General features: G+C 62.9%; 17 protein-coding genes. 6 read left to right on the forward strand and 11 right to left on the reverse strand.

Going from position 1 to position 18,405, the window contains the following annotated elements; all coding sequences use genetic code 11:
• The first annotated feature begins 60 nt into the window (after window positions 1-60).
• Genes VGO12_RS03795 through VGO12_RS03810 form a run of 4 tightly spaced genes read left to right on the forward strand, consistent with a single transcriptional unit; the run spans window position 61 to window position 3,597 of the window.
• Entirely contained in the window at window positions 61-966 is a 906-nt protein-coding gene (locus VGO12_RS03795; protein ID WP_327511398.1) for a metal ABC transporter substrate-binding protein, read from the forward strand.
• A complete protein-coding gene (locus VGO12_RS03800; protein WP_327511399.1) occupies window positions 963-1,892 on the forward strand; it encodes a manganese/iron ABC transporter ATP-binding protein in 930 nt (309 codons plus the stop codon). The genes VGO12_RS03795 and VGO12_RS03800 overlap by 4 nt, the downstream gene beginning before the upstream one ends.
• A complete protein-coding gene (locus VGO12_RS03805; RefSeq protein ID WP_327511400.1) occupies window positions 1,889-2,749 on the forward strand; it encodes a metal ABC transporter permease in 861 nt (286 codons plus the stop codon). Before VGO12_RS03800 ends, VGO12_RS03805 begins: the two co-directional genes overlap by 4 nt.
• Window positions 2,746-3,597, forward strand: coding sequence for a metal ABC transporter permease (locus tag VGO12_RS03810; RefSeq protein WP_327511401.1), 852 nt, complete (start codon window positions 2,746-2,748; stop codon window positions 3,595-3,597). The genes VGO12_RS03805 and VGO12_RS03810 overlap by 4 nt, the downstream gene beginning before the upstream one ends.
• Window positions 3,598-3,633: 36 nt before the next feature.
• On the opposite strand, the gene VGO12_RS03815 is transcribed toward VGO12_RS03810, so the two are convergent.
• Both VGO12_RS03815 and VGO12_RS03820 read right to left on the reverse strand, forming a co-directional pair.
• Window positions 3,634-4,383 carry a F0F1 ATP synthase subunit A gene (locus VGO12_RS03815; protein WP_327511413.1) on the reverse strand — a complete coding sequence of 250 codons (750 nt, stop codon included), beginning with the start codon at window positions 4,381-4,383 and terminating at the stop codon, window positions 3,634-3,636.
• A 328-nt stretch (window positions 4,384-4,711) separates the two neighbouring features.
• Entirely contained in the window at window positions 4,712-5,617 is a 906-nt protein-coding gene (locus tag VGO12_RS03820) for an aminoglycoside phosphotransferase family protein (RefSeq protein WP_327511402.1), read from the reverse strand.
• 299 nt (window positions 5,618-5,916) lie between these two features.
• On the opposite strand from VGO12_RS03820, the gene VGO12_RS03825 reads away from it, so the two are divergent.
• Window positions 5,917-6,813 carry a DUF6030 family protein gene (locus VGO12_RS03825; RefSeq protein ID WP_327511403.1) on the forward strand — a complete coding sequence of 299 codons (897 nt, stop codon included), beginning with the start codon at window positions 5,917-5,919 and terminating at the stop codon, window positions 6,811-6,813.
• 31 nt (window positions 6,814-6,844) lie between these two features.
• Here the strand turns inward: VGO12_RS03825 and VGO12_RS03830 are convergent, their stop codons facing one another.
• Window positions 6,845-7,276: an Lrp/AsnC family transcriptional regulator gene (locus VGO12_RS03830; protein ID WP_104665559.1), complete on the reverse strand. Its 432-nt coding sequence runs from the start codon at window positions 7,274-7,276 to the stop codon at window positions 6,845-6,847.
• 125 nt (window positions 7,277-7,401) lie between these two features.
• On the opposite strand from VGO12_RS03830, the gene VGO12_RS03835 reads away from it, so the two are divergent.
• A complete protein-coding gene (locus VGO12_RS03835; protein WP_327511404.1) occupies window positions 7,402-8,505 on the forward strand; it encodes a saccharopine dehydrogenase family protein in 1,104 nt (367 codons plus the stop codon).
• A 91-nt stretch (window positions 8,506-8,596) separates the two neighbouring features.
• Here the strand turns inward: VGO12_RS03835 and VGO12_RS03840 are convergent, their stop codons facing one another.
• The 8 genes from VGO12_RS03840 to VGO12_RS03875 all read right to left on the reverse strand — a co-directional run bounded on the left by VGO12_RS03840 (window position 8,597) and on the right by VGO12_RS03875 (window position 18,269).
• A complete protein-coding gene (locus VGO12_RS03840) occupies window positions 8,597-10,024 on the reverse strand; it encodes a mannose-1-phosphate guanylyltransferase/mannose-6-phosphate isomerase (protein WP_327511405.1) in 1,428 nt (475 codons plus the stop codon).
• Window positions 10,025-10,204: 180 nt separating this feature from the next.
• Window positions 10,205-10,606, reverse strand: coding sequence for a F0F1 ATP synthase subunit epsilon (locus tag VGO12_RS03845; protein ID WP_327511406.1), 402 nt, complete (start codon window positions 10,604-10,606; stop codon window positions 10,205-10,207).
• Between the two features lie 117 nt (window positions 10,607-10,723).
• Window positions 10,724-12,241, reverse strand: a complete 1,518-nt coding sequence (gene atpD / locus VGO12_RS03850) for a F0F1 ATP synthase subunit beta (protein WP_327511407.1) — start codon at window positions 12,239-12,241, stop codon at window positions 10,724-10,726.
• 24 nt (window positions 12,242-12,265) lie between these two features.
• On the reverse strand, window positions 12,266-13,147 hold the full coding sequence (locus VGO12_RS03855) for a F0F1 ATP synthase subunit gamma (RefSeq protein WP_043619147.1): 882 nt from the start codon (window positions 13,145-13,147) through the stop codon (window positions 12,266-12,268).
• A gap of 27 nt (window positions 13,148-13,174) precedes the next feature.
• Window positions 13,175-14,704, reverse strand: a complete 1,530-nt coding sequence (gene atpA, locus VGO12_RS03860) for a F0F1 ATP synthase subunit alpha (RefSeq protein WP_057255020.1) — start codon at window positions 14,702-14,704, stop codon at window positions 13,175-13,177.
• Entirely contained in the window at window positions 14,704-15,270 is a 567-nt protein-coding gene (locus tag VGO12_RS03865) for a F0F1 ATP synthase subunit delta (protein WP_327511408.1), read from the reverse strand. The genes atpA and VGO12_RS03865 overlap by 1 nt, the downstream gene beginning before the upstream one ends.
• Before the next feature lie 257 nt (window positions 15,271-15,527).
• The gene (locus VGO12_RS03870; RefSeq protein ID WP_327511409.1) at window positions 15,528-15,914 is read right to left on the reverse strand and encodes a DUF4345 domain-containing protein; all 387 of its coding nucleotides are present in this window, start codon (window positions 15,912-15,914) and stop codon (window positions 15,528-15,530) included.
• A gap of 138 nt (window positions 15,915-16,052) precedes the next feature.
• A complete protein-coding gene (locus VGO12_RS03875; protein WP_327511410.1) occupies window positions 16,053-18,269 on the reverse strand; it encodes a primosomal protein N' in 2,217 nt (738 codons plus the stop codon).
• Window positions 18,270-18,405 lie beyond the last annotated feature (136 nt).

Here is an 18,405-nt window from a genome sequence, read left to right on the forward strand (position 1 = left end):
GCATTGACTTATGCAAACCATTCCCCTACTCCTGTTGATGTCAACACTTGGGAGTAGAGAATGATCGATCAGACGAGGCGCGCGATCCTGGCGGCAGCAGCAGCCGTGGCAGCCATCGCGCTATCGCCGAACGCCAGCTTTGCGCAGGAAAAGTTCAAGGCAGTGACGACCTTCACGGTCATTGCCGACATGGCCAAGAACGTTGCGGGCGATGCGGCCATCGTTGAATCGATCACCAAGCCGGGTGCCGAGATCCACAACTACCAGCCGACCCCGCGCGACATCCTGAAGGCGCATGACGCCAAGCTGATCCTCTGGAACGGGCTGAACCTCGAGCGCTGGTTCGAGAAATTCTTCCAGAATTTCGACGATGTTCCAGGCGTCGTCGTTTCGACCGGGGTCGAACCCATGGGCATCGCCGAGGGTCCCTATTCCGGCAAGCCCAACCCGCACGCCTGGATGTCGCCCTCGGCAGCGCTCATCTATGTCGACAACATTCGCGACGCCTTCGTGAAATACGACCCTGACAATGCCGAGACCTACAAGGCCAATGCCGAGGCCTACAAGCAGAAGATCGAGGCGACGATCGCCCCGATCCGCGCCGAGATCGCCCGGATTCCCGAAGACAAGCGCTGGCTGGTCTCGAGCGAAGGCGCCTTCAGCTACCTGATCCGCGATTTCGGCATGAAGGAACTCTATCTCTGGCCGATCAACGCCGACCAGCAGGGCACCCCGCAACAGGTCCGCAAGGTGATCGACGCGGTCCGGGCCAACCACATCCCCGTCGTCTTCTCCGAAAGCACGATCTCTCCGGATCCGGCCGAGCAGGTGGCGCGCGAGACCGGTGCAAAATACGGCGGCGTGCTCTACGTTGATTCCTTGAGCGAAGCGGACGGCCCGGTTCCCACCTATGTCGATCTGCTGCGCGTCACATCGGAAACCATCGCGAAAGGCCTTTCGCAATGAATCTTCAAGTGAAGGCCCGCTCAGGACCGGTCCCGGCCGCAGGTGAAGCGGGCAGCGGCATCCGCGTGACGGGTGCCACCGTCACCTACCGCAATGGCCTGAGGGCCCTGCGCGACGCATCCTTCGAGATCCCGACGGGCACAATCACCGCGCTCGTCGGCGTCAACGGCAGCGGCAAGTCGACGCTCTTCAAGGCGATCATGGGATTCGCGCGGCTCTCGCGCGGCGACATCTCGATCCTCGGGCGCTCGGTGCCGGAGGCGCTGAAGAAAAACCTCGTCGCCTATGTGCCGCAGGCCGAAGAGGTCGACTGGAACTTCCCGGTTCTGGTCGAGGACGTCGTCATGATGGGTCGCTACGGCCACATGAACATGCTGCGCATGCCGAAAAAGACCGACCACGAGGCAGTCGAGGCGGCCCTTGCCCGCGTCGGCATGAGCGACTACCGCAAGCGCCAGATCGGCGAACTCTCGGGCGGCCAGAAGAAGCGAGTCTTCCTGGCGCGCGCGCTCGCCCAGGACGGCAAGGTGATCCTGCTCGACGAACCGTTCACCGGCGTCGACGTCAAGACCGAGGACGCGATCATCCGGCTGCTCATCGGGCTTCGCGACGAGGGCCGGGTCATGCTGGTCTCGACCCACAATCTCGGCAGCGTGCCGGAATTCTGCGATCGCACCGTGCTCTTGAAGAACACCGTGCTCGCCTACGGCCCGACCGAAACGACGTTTACCCGCGAAAATCTCGAACTCGCCTTCGGCGGCGTGCTCCGGCATTTCGTGCTAAGCGGCGACAGCCTGCACGACGACGCCGATCCCCGACAGCTGGCCGTCATCACCGACGACGAGCGGCCGCTGGTCATGTATGGCGACAAGGACCGCATGGTGGCGCAACCGGCCAAGCCCGAGACCAACGGGAACGGCCAATGATCGCCACGCTCTACGAACCCTTCACCTATGGCTACATGCTCAATGCCATGTGGGTGAGCGCGCTTGTCGGCGCCGTCTGCGCCTTCCTGTCCTCCTACCTGATGCTCAAGGGCTGGTCGCTGATCGGTGACGCGCTCTCGCATTCGATCGTGCCGGGCGTTGCCGGCGCCTACATGCTGGGCCTGCCCTTTGCGCTCGGCGCGTTCTTCTCCGGTGCGCTCGCAGCCGGCGCGATGCTCTTCCTCAACCAGCGCACGAAGCTCAAGGAAGACACGATCATCGGCCTGATCTTCACCTCCTTCTTCGGGCTCGGGCTGTTCATGGTCTCGCTGTCGCCGACATCGGTGAACATCCAGACGATCGTGCTCGGCAACATCCTCGCGATCACGCCGGCCGACACGCTGCAGCTCGCCATCATCGGCGTCGTTTCGTTGCTCATCCTCAGCGTCAAGTGGAAGGACCTGATGGTGACCTTTTTCGATGAGAGCCACGCCCGCTCGATCGGAATACCCACGACTTTCCTCAAGGTGCTGTTCTTCACCCTGCTTTCGGCCTGTACGGTCGCGGCACTGCAGACGGTCGGCGCCTTCCTCGTCATCGCCATGGTGGTGACGCCGGGCGCGACCGCCTATCTGCTGACGGATCGTTTCCCGCGGCTGATCCTGATCAGCATCGCCATCGGCGCGCTGACCAGCTTCTTCGGCGCCTATTTCAGCTATTTCCTCGATGGCGCCACCGGCGGCATCATCATCGTCTTGCAGACGCTGATCTTCCTGACGGCCTTTGTCTTTGCGCCCAAACACGGGCTGCTTGCCGCGCGCAGGCGCGGCGCCGAACCGGTGGAGGCCAGCCGATGATCTCACTCGATTTGCTGCTTGCTGTCTTCGAATTCGAGTTCATGCGCAACGCGCTTCTGATCTCGGTGCTGGTGGCGATCCCGACGGCGCTGCTCTCCTGCTTCCTGGTGCTGAAGGGCTGGTCGCTGATGGGCGACGCGATCTCGCACGCGGTCTTTCCCGGCGTCGTGATTTCCTACATCGTCGGACTGCCGCTCGCCGTCGGCGCCTTCGCCGCCGGCATGTCCTGCGCGTTGCTCACCGGCTATCTCAAGGAAAACAGCCGCATCAAGCAGGACACTGTCATGGGCGTGGTGTTTTCCGGCATGTTCGGCTTCGGCCTGGTGCTCTACACCAAGATCCAGAGCGACGTGCATCTCGATCACATTCTCTTCGGCGACATGCTTGGCATCGGCTGGCCGGACATCATCGAAACCGGCGTGATCGCCTTGATCGCCACCGCCATCCTCGCCGTCAAATGGCGCGATTTCCTGCTGCACGCCTTCGACCCGGCCCAGGCCAAGGCCGTCGGCCTACCCGTCAACTGGTTGCATTACGGGCTGCTCGCGATCCTGTCGCTGACGATCGTCGGCGCCTTGAAGGCGGTGGGTCTGATCCTTGCGATCGCCATGCTGATCGCGCCTGGCGCGATCGCCTTCCTGATCACCCGCACCATGGGCGCGATGCTCGTCACCGCCGTGATCGTCGCAGTCGCGGCCTCGTTTACCGGCGTCTACCTGTCCTTCTTCATCGACAGTGCACCGGCGCCGACCATCGTGCTCCTGATGACGGCGATGTTCCTCGTCGCGTTTGCCTGGTCGTCCTTTCGAACCCATCGCAACGAAGCGCGACGGACGGTGGCCGAATGACAGGAGGCTCCCGCGAGGGAGCCTCGCTCCCCTTTGTCAGTGGCTCGGATGCAGCGCGTCGTTGAGATACATGCAGGTCAGCATGGTGAAGATATAGGCCTGGATCAGCGCCATCAGCAGTTCGAGCCCGGTCAGCGCCACCGTCATCAACAACGGCATGATGGCGGCCAGGATTCCAAGCGCGCCAAAACCGCTCAAGCCCACGACGAAGCCGGCGAAGACCTTGAGCGTGATGTGACCGGCGAGCATGACCGCAAACAGGCGGACGGAGTGACTGACCGGACGAGACAGGTAGGAAACCACCTCGATCGGGATGATGATCGGCGCCAGGATCAACGGCACGCCCGACGGCATGAACAGCCTGAGGAAGCTGAAACCGTGCCGGTAGAGGCCATAGAGCGTGACCGTCAGGAACACCAGCATCGCCAATGCGAAGGTGATCGCGATGTGGCTCGTCACCGTGAAAGCATAGGGGAACATGCCGATCAGGTTGGCGGTGAGGATGAACATGAACAGCGAGAAGACCAGCGGAAAGAAGCGCATGCCCTTCTCCCCCGCGTTGTCTCGCAAGGTCTTGGCGGCGAATTCATAGAGGATCTCGGCCGCAGATTGCGCCCGGTTCGGCACGAGGCCGCGCCTCCCGGTCGACAGGATCAGGAAGAGACTGGCGATCGCGACCGTCAGTACCATGTAGGCGGCCGAATTGGTAAAGCTGATCTGGTGACCACCGATCTCGGCGATCGGAAGGAGCGTCTTGATCTCAAATTGTTCGATGGGTCCAGCCATCATCAACCTCGTTGTCTTGGCGACGAAACGATCAGCGGCGCGCCCGGTGGCGACCGCCGGCGCGTCAGTGTGTTCGTGAATGGGTGACAGGCAGCTGAAAACGTCGCACGGGGCGATCGCTTCTGGCGAAGCTATTCAGCTGCTCGATACGGGAAAGGGGCGCACGGGCGCACCGCAGACGGTGGGGCTGCATGATGCAATCGACTCCAATATCTCGACCGAGATAATGGGGCCGTCCCCAGGCGTTCTTCGACGCGGGTCGTCCCGCGTGCGCCTGACCTAGAGCCAATCGGGCCCAAGGTCAAGCCGAACGCGCCACCGCTGACCGTCAACCGAAGCGGTGGTGATCCTCAAGCACCGCGTCGATCACGGCGCGCTGCTTCACCCTTTCGTCGGTGGATGCGCCGGTCATCCCGGCGACGACGATCAGCGCCTTCCAGAGCGTCCAGCCGCGACCGCGCGCCCAGGCGCCACGATCGAGCGCCATGCCGTCGCGGAACACCTCGCGGCTTTCGCCATCAAAGAACGTCCAGGCAATCGCAAGGTCGCAGGCCGGATCGCCGACGCCCGAGGTGCCGAAGTCGATGACCGCGCTCAGCCGGCCATCTTCGACCAACAGATTGCCCCAGGCGATGTCGCCGTGGAACCAGACCGGTGCGTCTTCGAACGGTGCGGCGAGCGCTGCCTCCCAGGCAGCGTGGGCTGCTGCCGTATCGATCTGCCCCTCAAGCCGTGCGAGCGCATGGCGCGTCTCTTCTTCATAGAACCCCGGCGGCCCACCACGATGAAAATTGTGTTCCCCAGGCAAGGGTCCGCCGATGGCATCCGCCTGCATGAGGGCGCGAAGAAAGCGGCTGAGATCGCGCGCCAGCTGGTTGACGTCGTCGACCGTTGAGGCCGAGAGCGTCTCGCCCGGCTGCCAGCGATAGACCGACCACGGCCAGGGAAAGCCTTCAGCCGGCCTCCCCTTGGCAAGCGGCGCCGGGATCGGCAGCGGCAGCTGCGGCGCCAGTCGCGGCAGCCAGCGGTGCTCTTTCTCCACCTGCCCCACATATCGCGCGGCGCTCGGCAGACGCACGGTCATGTCGTTACCGAGGCGAAAGGTCCTGTTGTCCCAGCCTCCCGGCTCGATCGGCCGCACCTTCAGATGCGACCACGCCGGAAACTGCGTCGCGATCAGCCGCTCGACGACCTGCGTGTCGATCGAAGCGGCGGTAAATGTCGGCCCTGTCATGACGAACCCGATGTTGCGTTGCTCGATGTCCTGTTCAATGCCCGCCGCCGAACCTAGGCAACGGCTTGCGGATTTCAACCTTTCGTTCACCGCTCGACGCATTCGAGAAGGCATTGTGCTCGAAGCGGCACAACTCCCGGCCCCGGGATCGGAGGTTGCATATTGCCGCGGCGACGGATTTCGAGGATGAAGAAAGCCTGAACACATTGATGACCTGAGACCATGGAAACCCGGCCGACCGATCGCCTCCTGCTGCAGGCTCAATACCTGATCGCCCGTCTCCGGGTCGGCGAGGCGGCATGAGCACGGCCAGGGGCAAAACGCCGGTCGAAAAGCCGCGCCGCACCGGTCTGCGCTTCTTTCTCGTCGCCCTGATCCTGATCGTCACCGCCATTCTGGCGACGGCCCTGCTTGCCAATGAGGAGCGCAATCTGAAGAGAGTGTTGCTGGCCCTGGGGCTTCCGACGACCTTTCTTGAAAAAGAACGGCCCGCCGAACACCGGGCAGCCAGGCCTGCCAGACGCCAGCTGGCGCGCGCAGCCCTGCCGGCCTGGACCTTCCAGGATCTCGAGACGCCGGAACAGCAGTTCCTGCGCGTCATCCGCAGCGACCCCAAGGCACTCTGCGACGAATTGCGCGAGGCCGGCTTCCGCGAGCTTGAGTGGAAGTCGAGCGCCGGCGAACGCGGGCAGTGGGAATGTTCGTCGCTGGTCAGCCTGCCCCGCCCCGGCGAGGACAAGCCCTCGTCGATCTTCATCTTCGTCAAGGGCAGCGGCGAGGATGAGATCACCTCCTTCCGCGTCAAGCTCAACATCGAGCGCCAGGAGGATACCCAGGCCGTGACGATCTCCGCGTCGCGCGCGGCATCCGTCTTCCTCGACCATGTCCGCTGGGCGGATGCCGCCAGCGTCACCCTGCAGATCCAGGCCCTGAAGGAGTTTGACCTGAAGCACTTCGGCAGCCGCATCCAGTTCAAGCGCGAATCCGACGAGGTGACGCCCCGCTACAATTTTCTCGCCAACCAGCCGCCACGTGCGCGACCGAAGAGCATCGCAGAACTCTATTTCGACCGCAGCAAGTGGCTTGCCTATGGCGACGGCAGCCTGCGCAGCTTCGTTAAGGGGCCAACGGCGTGGAATGTGCCGGTCAAGGTGCCCGACAATGCCGACGCCACCTTGCCTTCTGCCAAGCCATAGGCCAGCTAGGGCAAACGTCAGGGATGCGGTTCTATCGGTCGATCCGGGTCGACAGGATGATGGACGACAAAGTCCGGTCGACTCCGTCGATTTCGCCGATGCGATCGATGAGCAGGTCGAGCTCGCTGATCGAGGTTGCCGCGACCACCGCGATGAGGTCGAAGCTGCCGCTGACCGAATGCAGCGTCTGGATCTCGCGGATGGCGCTGAGTTCCGGCGTGACCCGCGGAAGCGCCCGTGGCGCGATGGTGATCAGCACGTGCGCCTTGACGAGGCCCTTCTCGTAGCTCTCCGACAGCCGCACGCCATAGCCGGCGATGACGCCTTCACGCTCCAGCCGTTCGATCCGGGCCTGCACCGTGGTGCGCGACAGGCCAAGCCGGCGCGCGATCGTCGCCGTCGGCATGCGGGCGTTTTCGCTCAAGATGGCGAGAAGCTCGCGGTCCTTGTCGGTGATTTGCATTTCGTCGGTCCAGTTGGGCAATCTGCCGAATATCTATCGGCGATTTAGACATATCAGCGCTTCAAATCAACACCCCTCGGCTAGACAATAGGCGCACTCGCAATTCTCATGCCCTGGGGGAAAGAATGAAAGATATCGTCGTCATCGGAGCAGGCAAGATCGGCTCCACCATCGCCCGCATGCTCGCCCACACCGGCGACTACAGCGTTTGCGTCGCCGACCGCGCGGCCGATCAGCTCGAGCAGGTGGAAAAGCATGCCGCGATCACGACGGCGACCGTCGACATCGCCGACAAGAAGCAGCTCGTCGCGCTTCTGTCGGGCAAGTTTGCCGTGCTCAGCGCCGCCCCGTTCCACCTGACGGTCGCGATTGCCGAAGCCGCTTCCGAGGCTGGCATCCACTATCTCGACCTGACCGAAGACGTCGAATCCACCCGCCAGGTCAAGGCGATCGCCGCCAAGGCCAGCACCGCCTTCATTCCGCAGTGCGGCCTCGCACCGGGCTTCATCTCGATCGTCGCCAGCGATCTCGCCAGCCGCTTCCAGACGCTGGAAAGCGTGCGCATGCGAGTCGGCGCCCTGCCGCAGTACCCGTCGAACGCGCTCAACTACAACCTCACCTGGAGCACCGACGGCGTCATCAACGAATACATCGAGCCCTGCGAAGCGATCGTTGAGAACAATCTGATCGAAGTTCCGGCGATGGAAGAGCGCGAAGAATTCTCGCTCGACGGCGTCACCTACGAAGCCTTCAACACGTCGGGCGGCCTCGGCACGCTCTGCGAAACGCTGAAGGGCAAGGTCCGGACGCTCAACTACAAGACCATCCGCTATCCCGGCCACGCCGCGATCATGAAGGCTCTTCTGAACGACCTCGGCCTGCGTCACCGTCGCGAAGTCCTGAAGGACATCTTCGAGAACGCCCTTCCGACCACCACCCAGGACGTGGTCGTGATCTTCGTGACCGTTTCGGGCTTCCGCGACGGCCGCCTGATCCAGGAAACCTACGCCAACAAGGTCTATAGCGGCGTCGTTGCCGGTCGCATGCAGAGCGGCATCCAGATCACCACGGCAGGCAGCATCTGCGCCGTGCTCGATCTGCTCGCCGAAGGCAAGATCGCCCAGAAGGGTTTCGTCCGCCAGGAAGACATCGCTCTCGACACCTTCCTCGCAAACCGCTTCGGCCACTACTACGCCCAGAAGGGCGAGAGCGAGCGCGTCGCCGGCTGAGGTCAAACCAGTCCGACTGCGCCGACTTCAATGCCCGGGTTTACGCCCGGGCATTTTTCGTTCTGCTGGACGAGAGCGGCGTTCCACGGCGTCAGCTTCTGCCGAATTCATCCTCGATGCGGATGATATCATCCTCGCCGAGATAGGAGCCTGTCTGCACCTCGATCAGTTCAAGCGGGATCTTGCCGGGATTGTGAAGCCGGTGCACGGTTCCCTGCGGAATGAACACCGACTCGTTCTCATGCAGGAGCCGCGTCTCGCCGCCCATGGTAATTTCGGCCGTGCCACGCACCACGATCCAGTGCTCGGCACGGTGGTGATGTTTCTGCAGCGAGATCTTCTTGCCGGGCGTCACGCGCAGCCGCTTGACGGCGAAGCGTTCGCCATCGGAGAGCGCGGCGACTGCGCCCCAAGGGCGGTAGGAGGTCGGGTGCGTTTCGGTCAGGGCCTCGGTCCGGGGCGACCGCGCCAGCACCTTCACGATGTTGCCGACGCTCTGGCTGTCATCCAGCCGTCCGACATAGACGGCATCCTCGCCGGCAATGACGGCGACGTCTTCCAATCCCTGGACCGCCAGGTGGATATCGCGTGAGAGCACGAGCGAATTTCGCGTGTTGGAGACCGTCGCTCGGTCGGTAACGACGTTGCCATCGCCATCCTTTCGGCCGATCTTCCAGACAGCGTCCCAGCTTCCGAGGTCGGACCACGGAAATGAGGACGGCACCACGGCGGCGCGCTCGGTTTTCTCGAACACGGCATAATCGACGGAAATATCGGGGGCGGCGGAAAAGCTTTCCGCGTGCAGCCGGGTGAAATCGAGGTCCTTGTGTGCTTCCTCGACAGCGCGTTTGGCTGCTTCCCATACCTGGGGCGCATGCCGGCGTACTTCATCGAGAAATGATTTCACCGGAAGCATGAAAATGCCGGAGTTCCAGAGATACCGGCCGGTCGCAATCATGGTTTCGGCTTTTGCCCGGTCGGGCTTCTCGACAAACCGTGCCACTCGGTTGGCGCCTTCCGTCAGCGCCTCGCCGCATTCTATATAACCGTAGCCGGTAGCCGGTTCCGTCGGCGTGATGCCGAACGTCACCAGCTCGCCGAGCCGGGCAGCCTCGTGCGCCTTATGGATGCAATCGCTGTAGATCGCACCGGCATCTATTTCGTGGTCGGAGGCAAGCACCTGCATGATGGAGCCCTGACCGAAGCGCCCAAGAACACGGAACGCCGCTGCAGCGAGTGCCGGCGCGGTGTTGCGGGCCACGGGCTCGAGCAGGATATCTCCGAGTTCCACATCGATCGCGCGCGCCTGTTCGGCCACGATGAAGCGAAAATCGCTGTTCGTCACGACAAGGGCCGGCTCGTAGAGTTCGGGATCACCGACGCGTTCGAGCGTTTGCTGAAACAACGACCGGTCCGACAAGATCTGGAGGAACTGCTTCGGTGCGGCAGAACGCGACAGCGGCCAAAGGCGAGTGCCTTTTCCGCCGGCCATGATGACCGGTACAATCTTCGACGTCATGCCAGCGGTCTCTCTTGGTAGGCTAACGATCAAAGATCAATACAGGATCGGTGATGAAGAATGGCTAAAGCGGGTTTTGGTGCGCCAGGCTGCATCGCCTTGACGGAATAACGATCGGCAACAAAAAACCCCGCTCGAAGGCGGGGTTTCTCAAATCAACTACCCTTCCGGGTGTCCCTTTCAGGCCGGGATTACGACTTCGCCGAGCTTCGTCAGTTCGGCGACGAACTGCTCCAGGCGGGTCTTCTTCTCGTCGCCAGCGCCTTCCAGCTCCGCACGAACCGCGGCGATGCGGTTCTCGAGAACCGAGCGGTCGAGTTCGTCGACGTGGACGGCGGATTCGGCGAGCAAGGTGCAGCCGGTCGGCAGGATATCGGCGAAACCGCCGAACACGACAAACCGCTCCGTCTTGCCGTCGGCCGTCTTGACCGAAACGACGCCCGGCTTGATGGTCGTCATCGTCGGCGCATGATTGGCCATCACGGTCATCTCGCCCTCGGTCGCCGGAATGACGACTTCCGTCACCTTTTCGGAGAGGAGCAGGCGCTCGGGGGAAACAAGCTCAAAGTTGAAATCGGCCATGACCATTCACTTCTTGTGGGCGTGCCACCTCAAAAGGCGGCTGTGCATGTCTTCCCTGCCCCTATCGAAGGCAGGATGAAAGCCTCGGCGCCGTGGCGCCGAGGCTTAACAGTCAAATCAAGCGGCTTCTGCAGCCAGCTTCTTGGCCTTTTCAACCGCTTCTTCGATCGAGCCGACCATGTAGAACGCAGCTTCCGGCAGGTGGTCGTACTCGCCGTTGACCAGGCCCTTGAAGCCCTTGATCGTGTCTTCGAGAGCGACGAGCTTGCCCGGCGAACCGGTGAAGACTTCGGCGACGAAGAACGGCTGCGACAGGAAGCGTTCGATCTTACGAGCGCGGGCAACGGCGATCTTGTCTTCTTCAGACAGTTCGTCCATGCCGAGGATGGCGATGATGTCCTGGAGCGACTTGTAGCGCTGCAGGGTCGTCTGGACCTTACGCGACACTTCGTAGTGCTCTTCGCCAACGATCATCGGGTCGAGCATGCGCGACGTGGAGTCGAGCGGGTCAACGGCCGGGTAGATGCCCTTTTCAGCGATCGAGCGCGACAGAACGGTCGTTGCGTCCAGGTGGGCGAACGAGGTTGCCGGTGCCGGGTCGGTCAAGTCGTCGGCCGGAACGTAGATGGCCTGAACCGAGGTGATCGAGCCCTTGGTCGTCGTGGTGATGCGTTCCTGCATCTGACCCATGTCGGTCGCCAGCGTCGGCTGGTAGCCCACTGCCGAAGGAATACGGCCGAGCAGAGCCGACACTTCGGAACCTGCCTGGGTGAAGCGGAAGATGTTGTCGACGAAGAACAGAACGTCCTGGCCCTTGTCGCGGAAGTCTTCAGCGATCGTCAGACCCGTCAGAGCGACGCGAGCGCGGGCGCCCGGCGGTTCGTTCATCTGACCGTAAACGAGCGCAGCCTTGGAGCCTTCGCCGCCGCCGTGCTTGTTAACGCCAGACTCGATCATTTCGTGGTAAAGGTCGTTGCCTTCGCGGGTACGTTCGCCCACGCCAGCGAATACCGAGTAACCACCGTGCGCCTTGGCGACGTTGTTGATCAGTTCCATGATGAGAACGGTCTTGCCGACGCCTGCACCGCCGAAGAGGCCGATCTTGCCGCCCTTTGCGTAAGGAGCGAGAAGGTCGACGACCTTGATGCCGGTGACGAGGATCTGCGCTTCCGTCGACTGCTCGACGTAGGACGGCGCGTCCTGGTGGATGGCGCGCTTGCCCGACGTGACGAGCGGACCGGCTTCGTCGACCGGCTCGCCGATGACGTTCATGATACGGCCGAGCGTTTCGTCGCCAACCGGAACCGTGATCGGTGCGCCGGTGTCGGTGACCGACTGGCCGCGGACGAGACCTTCGGTCGAGTCCATGGCGATCGTGCGGACGGCGTTTTCGCCGAGGTGCTGCGCGACTTCGAGAACGAGGCGGTTACCGTTGTTGTCGGTTTCCAGCGCGTTCAGGATCTGCGGAAGCTGGCCTTCTTCGAACGCGACGTCGACGACGGCGCCGATGACCTGCGTTACGCGACCGACAGAGCCGGTTGCGGCCACTGCTGCGGTCTTGGCGGAAGCTGCCTTCCTCGGTGCAGCGGGCTTCTTCTCCGCTACGGTTTCTTTCGGGGTAGCTGCCTTAGCCATAATCCTTACCCTCTTCTCGTGACCTTAGAGCGCTTCCGCGCCCGAGATGATTTCAATGAGTTCCTTGGTGATCTGAGCCTGGCGCTGACGGTTGTAGTTCAGCGTCAGCTTGTTGATCATCTCACCAGCATTGCGCGTCGCGTTATCCATCGCGCTCATCTTGGCGCCCATTTCGCCGGCGACGTTCTCGAGCAAGGCCCGGAAGATCTGCACCGAAATGTTGCGCGGAATGAGATCGCTGAGGATCGCGCCCGCGTCCGGCTCATATTCGTAAACGGCAGAGGCATCCGATGCCTCCGCTGCGACCGGGCCGGCCGAAGCGGGGATCAGCTGCTGAGCCGTCGGAATCTGGGCGATAACGGACTTGAACTCAGAATAGAACAGCGTGCAGACATCGAACTCGCCCTTTTCGAAGAGCGCGATGACCTTGTGGCCAATCTGGTCGGCGTTTTCAAAGCCGATCTTCTTGACCTCACGCAGGTCGACACGGTCGATGATCAGCGACGCGTATTCGCGGCGCAGAATATCGAAGCCCTTCTTGCCGACGCAGATGATCTTGACCGTCTTGCCGGCTGCAAGCAGCTTGCGAACGTGGTCGCGGGCGTGACGGGCGATCTGCGAGTTGAAGCCGCCGCAAAGGCCGCGTTCAGCCGTGCAGACGACCAGAAGGTGCGTGTCGTCCTTACCGGTTCCGGTCATCAGAGCAGGCGCGCTGTCGTCCGCGCCAACCGCCTGGGCGATGTTGGCGAGAACGGCAGCCATGCGCTGCGAGTAAGGCCGGGCGGCCTCGGCCGCCTCCTGCGCACGCCGAAGCTTCGCCGCGGCGACCATTTTCATCGCCTTGGTGATCTTCTGCGTCGCCTTGACGGAGGCGATCCGGTTCTTCAGATCCTTAAGTGAAGGCATCCGTTATCCGTCCTAAATGAAATCCGCTCAGGCGAAAGACTTGGCGAAGCTGTCGATTGCAGCCTTCAGCTTGCCCTTGACGTCGTCGGAGATCGCCTTGTCCTTGCGGATGGTTTCCAGGATGTCCTTGCCTTCCGAACGCATGTACGAAAGCAGGCCCTGCTCGAACTTGCCAACCTGGTTGACCGGCAGCTTGTCGAGGTAACCGTTGACACCTGCGAAGATGACAGCGACCTGCTCTTCCGTCTTCAGCGGCGAGAACTGCGGCTGCTTCAGGAGTTCGGTCAGGCGGGCACCGCGGTTCAGGAGGCGCTGCGTAGCGGCGTCGAGGTCCGAGCCGAACTGCGCGAAGGCAGCCATTTCACGATACTGGGCAAGTTCGCCCTTGATCGAGCCGGCAACCTGCTTCATCGCCTTGATCTGCGCGGCGGAGCCGACGCGCGAAACCGACAGACCGACGTTAACGGCCGGACGGATGCCCTGGTAGAACAGGTCGGTTTCGAGGAAGATCTGGCCGTCGGTGATCGAGATCACGTTGGTCGGGATGAACGCCGAAACGTCGTTGCCCTGGGTTTCGATGACCGGCAGAGCCGTCAGCGAACCGGCGCCGTTGTCGTCCGAGAGCTTTGCAGCGCGCTCGAGAAGGCGCGAGTGCAGGTAGAAAACGTCGCCCGGGTAAGCTTCGCGGCCCGGCGGGCGGCGCAGCAGGAGCGACATCTGACGGTAGGAAACAGCCTGCTTCGACAGGTCGTCGTAACCGATGAGAGCGTGCTTGCCGTTGTCACGGAAGTATTCGCCCATCGCGCAACCGGCGAACGGTGCGAGGTACTGCATCGGAGCCGGGTCGGAGGCCGTTGCGGCAACGATGATCGAGTACTGCAGAGCGCCACGCTCTTCCAGAACCTTCACGAACTGGGCAACCGTCGAACGCTTCTGGCCGATTGCGACGTAGACGCAATACAGCTTGTCACCTTCCGGACCATTGTCGTGAATGGCCTTCTGGTTGAGGATCGTGTCGAGGATGATCGCGGTCTTGCCGGTCTGGCGGTCGCCGATGACGAGCTCGCGCTGGCCACGGCCAACCGGGATGAGGGCGTCGATGGCCTTGAGGCCGGTCGACATCGGCTCATGCACCGACTTGCGCGGAATGATGCCCGGCGCCTTGACGTCAACGCGCGAGCGCTGCTTGGCGTTGATCGGGCCCTTGCCGTCGATCGGGTTGCCGAGCGCGTCGACGACGCGGCCGAGCAGTTCCGGACCAACCGGAACGTCCACGATGGCGCCAGTCCGCTTGACGGTGTCGCCTTCCTTGATGTCACGGTCCGAACCGAAAATAACGACGCCGACGTTGTCGGCTTCGAGGTTCAGCGCCATGCCGCGAATTCCACCCGGGAATTCGACCATTTCGCCTGCCTGGACATTGTCGAGGCCGTAGACGCGGGCAATACCGTCACCGACGGAAAGCACCTGACCGACTTCGGAGACTTCTGCTTCCTGGCCGAAATTTTTGATCTGATCTTTGAGAATTGCGGAAATTTCCGCGGCGCGGATATCCATCAGCCGACCTCTTTCAGTGCAAGCTTAAGGGTAGAGAGTTTGGTGCGAAGGGAGGTGTCAATCTGGCGGGACCCGACCTTGACGATCAGACCTCCAAGAATAGACGGGTCGACGGTGACGTTGACCGCCACGTCTTTGCCGGTGACGCCCTTGAGCGTCGCCTTCAATTCGTTTTGCTGCGCTGCGGAGAGCGCATGCGCCGACGTGACGTCGGCAGAGATTTCGCCACGATGGCGCGCGGCGATCAGGCGGTAAGCCTTGACCATGCCCGGCAGCGCGAAGAGGCGGCGATTACGGGCAACGACCTTGAGGAAGTTGCCGACGAGCCCGGAGATGCCAGCCTTTGCGGCAACTGCCGAAATGGCCTTGAACTGGTCGTCTGCAGAAAAGACCGGGCTTGCGATCAGTCGCTTCAGATCGTCGCTGCCGTCGATCAGGGCCTGGACGCGGTCAAGATCCGCACCGACTGCCTCGACCGAACCGGCGCTGAGCGCGAGCTCAAAAAGCGAGGACGCATATCTTTCTGCAACACCGGAAATAAGCTGGGATGTGTCTGCCACGGGCACAAGCTTCTCTCAATTTCATCCAAGAACCGTGCTGGCGGTGGGCCGTCAACCTAAGATCTTGAATTTGCTGCAATAACTTGCAGGATATCGAGGCCTGGCGACCCACTTCCCCCGCAATTCGCGGTTCGTCTAGCATAGGATGTTTGGACTCGCAACACGCGAACGGCAGGAATGCGGCATAAGTCGGCCACCTTTGGCCGAATTTTGCCGTAAATCGCTTTCCAAGGATGTGAATCGCGAAAACGCGAGATCGGCGATCAGATCATCCCGAAGACATAGGCCAGCGGAAGAATGGCAAGCGCCGCCTGAACGAGGAGCGCCACCCAGTTGTAAAGGGTCACCCCGTTGTCGCTCATCATGGAGAGGATTCGGCCGAAGGCGGCGAGAGCGAAAGCAGCCCCGACGGCCAGATAGACCATCGGCTGCGCCAAGAGGATCGCGGCAAGACCGAGACCCAGATGCATGCCGCCCATGGTGGAGCGCGCTTCCGCAAGCCCGCCACGTCGTCCTTCGGCCAGGCCGATACCGGCGGCACGAAAGGCAAGCCGCGGCGCAAACAGCATGACGACGCCGATCAGCATCGCCGCCGCTGCCGCGCAGAAGGCGAGGAATTCGCCGGTTTCCGTCGGAATATAGAACTCCATGCCTCGTCCCGCCGATAGCCCGTTGTCGATCAGTCTCGTCCCCGCCGAAGCGAGGACGCTGCCGACCTCTAGCGCATGTCGCCCCGGTTGTGAATCGCCCGCGGCATCTTCAAGGCCACGATCACAGGAAACTTGGCGCTACAGGAAGCTCTGGGGGTCGATGTCGAGCTGGACGTTCACCGAACCGCGTTCCTTGGGGCCGGCGGCGATCATCGCCTTGACGAAGGCCTGCATGTCGCTGTTGCGCCGGCCATGCACCAAAAGGCGGAAGCGATGCCGCCCGCGCACCAGCGCCAGCGGCGCTTCCGCCGGACCGAGGATGGAAATGCCGTCGGTCCGTGGCGCCGCCATGCGCAAGCCCCGCGCATGACCCTCTGCATCCTGGCGTGTGTCGGCCGACACGATCAGCGAGGCGAGCCGGCCGAAGGGGGGAAGCAGCGCCTTCTCGCGCTCGGCGATCTCGCGATCATAGAAGGCATCGGCATCGCCCGACACGATCGCCTGCATCACCGGATGCTGTGGCTGATAGGTTTGCAGCAGGCCGAGGCTCTTGAGACCGGTTCGGCCGGCGCGGCCGGTCACCTGGGAAAGCAGCTGGAAGGTGCGCTCGGCCGCGCGCGGATCGCCGTTTGCCAGGCCCAGATCCGCGTCGACGATGCCGACCAATGTCATCAGCGGAAAGTTATGCCCCTTGGCGACCAGCTGGGTGCCGATAACGATATCGGCCTCGCCGCGGGTGATGGCTTCAAGCTCCAGTCGCAGCCGTTTGACGCCCATCAGGTCGGAGGAAAGCACGATGGTGCGGGCCTCGGGGAAGTGCCGCTCGACCTCTTCGGCGATGCGTTCGACGCCCGGGCCGCAAGCAACGAGGTGATCGAGCGTGCCGCATTCCGGGCAGGCTTCCGGCGTGCGCTCGGAATAGCCGCAATGGTGGCACTGGATCTGCCCGCGGAACCGGTGCTCGACCAGCCAGCTCGAACAATCCGGGCACTGGAAGCGGTGGCCGCAGACGCGGCACAGCGTCAGCGGAGCATAGCCGCGACGATTGAGAAAGAGCAGTGCCTGCTCGCCGCGCTCGACGGCCTTGCCGACCTGGTTCAGGAGCACCGGCGACAGAAAGCCGCCGCGCGCCGGCGGATGCTGGCGAAGGTCGACCACGCCGAGCCTCGGCAGCGCCGCGTCGCCGAAGCGCGTCGGCAGATGGATCGGCCTGTAGCGGCCGACCTCGCCGTTGACACGGCTTTCGACCGAGGGCGTTGCCGAGACGAGCACGACCGGGAAGCCGGTGATCCTGCCGCGCACCACCGCCATGTCGCGCGCATTGTAAAAGACGCGGTCCTCCTGCTTGTAGGCCGGATCGTGCTCTTCATCGACGATGATGAGCCCGAGGTCCTCGAACGGCAGGAACAGCGCCGAACGCGCGCCGGCGACGACGCGCACATCGCCTGTCGTCACCTGGCGCCAGACTTTTTCGCGGGTGCGCGGCGCAAGCTCCGAATGCCATTCGGCCGGCTTTGCGCCGAAGCGTTGCTGGAAGCGCTCGAGGAAGCTCGATGTCAACGCGATCTCCGGCAGAAGAATGAGCACCTGCTTGCCGGCCCGAAGCGTGGCCGCGATCGCTTCGAAATAGACCTCGGTCTTGCCCGAGCCGGTGATGCCGTCGATCAGCGAGACCGAAAAGCCACCCTCCTCCAGCGCCGCCAGCAGATCCGCGGCGGCATCCTTCTGCGGACCTTCGAGCCGCGGGGCTGCAAAATCCGGATCCGGCAGCGCCACCACCGGCGGCGGCGCCATGAACACCGTCTCGAACACGCCCTGCTGGGTCAGCCCGTCGATCACGCTCGACGAGGTGCCGGCCGCATGCGCAAGCCCGGAGCGCGTCCAGGAAAGACCGTCGCTGGCGGTTGAGATCACGCGCTCGCGGGCCGCCGTCAGCCGCTCCGGCCGCATCTCGGTCAGGCGCAGCGCCTCGACCATCGGCTCCGGATCGAAGGCGGCCGGTGCGCGCAACGCCATGCGCGCGACAAGCCCCGGCGGCGTGACCGTGTAGGTCGCGACCCAATCGAGGAAGGTGCGCATGTCCGGGGTCAGCGGTGGGCAGTCGAAGACCTTCTCGATGGTCTTCAATTTCTTCGGATCGACGCTTCCGTCATCGTCGCCATCCCAGACGACGCCGACGACGAGACGGGGGCCGAGCGGCACCTGCACGATCGAGCCCGGCTCGACCGCCATATGGTCGGGAACCGCATAGGAATAGGCTTTCGGCGCCGGCATGGGCACCAGGACCGGCACGACGCGACGGGCCGGAACGGGCCTTTGCAGATCGCCGAATAAATCGGTTGAATCGCTTGTCATTTTGCCGTGACCTTGCCACGTGTTTCGGTTAAAGAAAACTGCGCTGCGAACCGCAGCCTTGCAGGCCGCAGGGTTTGTCACGGTTCCACCAGAGTTTCAACGCGCGCGATCTCTGCCAACGGAATTCCTCCCCGGT

The organism is Ensifer sp. (assembly GCF_035999135.1).
Taxonomy (GTDB): Bacteria; Pseudomonadota; Alphaproteobacteria; order Rhizobiales; family Rhizobiaceae; genus Ensifer.

Bases quoted from the DNA above. Each gene is read 5' to 3' on its own strand.
- VGO12_RS03795 (WP_327511398.1), top strand. From the start codon at position 61: ATGATCGATCAGACGAGGCGCGCGATCCTGGCGGCAGCAGCAGCCGTG.
- VGO12_RS03800 (WP_327511399.1), top strand. From the start codon at position 963: ATGAATCTTCAAGTGAAGGCCCGCTCAGGACCGGTCCCGGCCGCAGGT.
- VGO12_RS03805 (WP_327511400.1), top strand. From the start codon at position 1,889: ATGATCGCCACGCTCTACGAACCCTTCACCTATGGCTACATGCTCAAT.
- VGO12_RS03810 (WP_327511401.1), top strand. From the start codon at position 2,746: ATGATCTCACTCGATTTGCTGCTTGCTGTCTTCGAATTCGAGTTCATG.
- VGO12_RS03815 (WP_327511413.1), bottom strand. From the start codon at position 4,383: ATGGCTGGACCCATCGAACAATTTGAGATCAAGACGCTCCTTCCGATC.
- VGO12_RS03820 (WP_327511402.1), bottom strand. From the start codon at position 5,617: ATGACAGGGCCGACATTTACCGCCGCTTCGATCGACACGCAGGTCGTC.
- VGO12_RS03825 (WP_327511403.1), top strand. From the start codon at position 5,917: ATGAGCACGGCCAGGGGCAAAACGCCGGTCGAAAAGCCGCGCCGCACC.
- VGO12_RS03830 (WP_104665559.1), bottom strand. From the start codon at position 7,276: ATGCAAATCACCGACAAGGACCGCGAGCTTCTCGCCATCTTGAGCGAA.
- VGO12_RS03835 (WP_327511404.1), top strand. From the start codon at position 7,402: ATGAAAGATATCGTCGTCATCGGAGCAGGCAAGATCGGCTCCACCATC.
- VGO12_RS03840 (WP_327511405.1), bottom strand. From the start codon at position 10,024: ATGACGTCGAAGATTGTACCGGTCATCATGGCCGGCGGAAAAGGCACT.
- VGO12_RS03845 (WP_327511406.1), bottom strand. From the start codon at position 10,606: ATGGCCGATTTCAACTTTGAGCTTGTTTCCCCCGAGCGCCTGCTCCTC.
- atpD (WP_327511407.1), bottom strand. From the start codon at position 12,241: ATGGCTAAGGCAGCTACCCCGAAAGAAACCGTAGCGGAGAAGAAGCCC.
- VGO12_RS03855 (WP_043619147.1), bottom strand. From the start codon at position 13,147: ATGCCTTCACTTAAGGATCTGAAGAACCGGATCGCCTCCGTCAAGGCG.
- atpA (WP_057255020.1), bottom strand. From the start codon at position 14,704: ATGGATATCCGCGCCGCGGAAATTTCCGCAATTCTCAAAGATCAGATC.
- VGO12_RS03870 (WP_327511409.1), bottom strand. From the start codon at position 15,914: ATGGAGTTCTATATTCCGACGGAAACCGGCGAATTCCTCGCCTTCTGC.
- VGO12_RS03875 (WP_327511410.1), bottom strand. From the start codon at position 18,269: ATGACAAGCGATTCAACCGATTTATTCGGCGATCTGCAAAGGCCCGTT.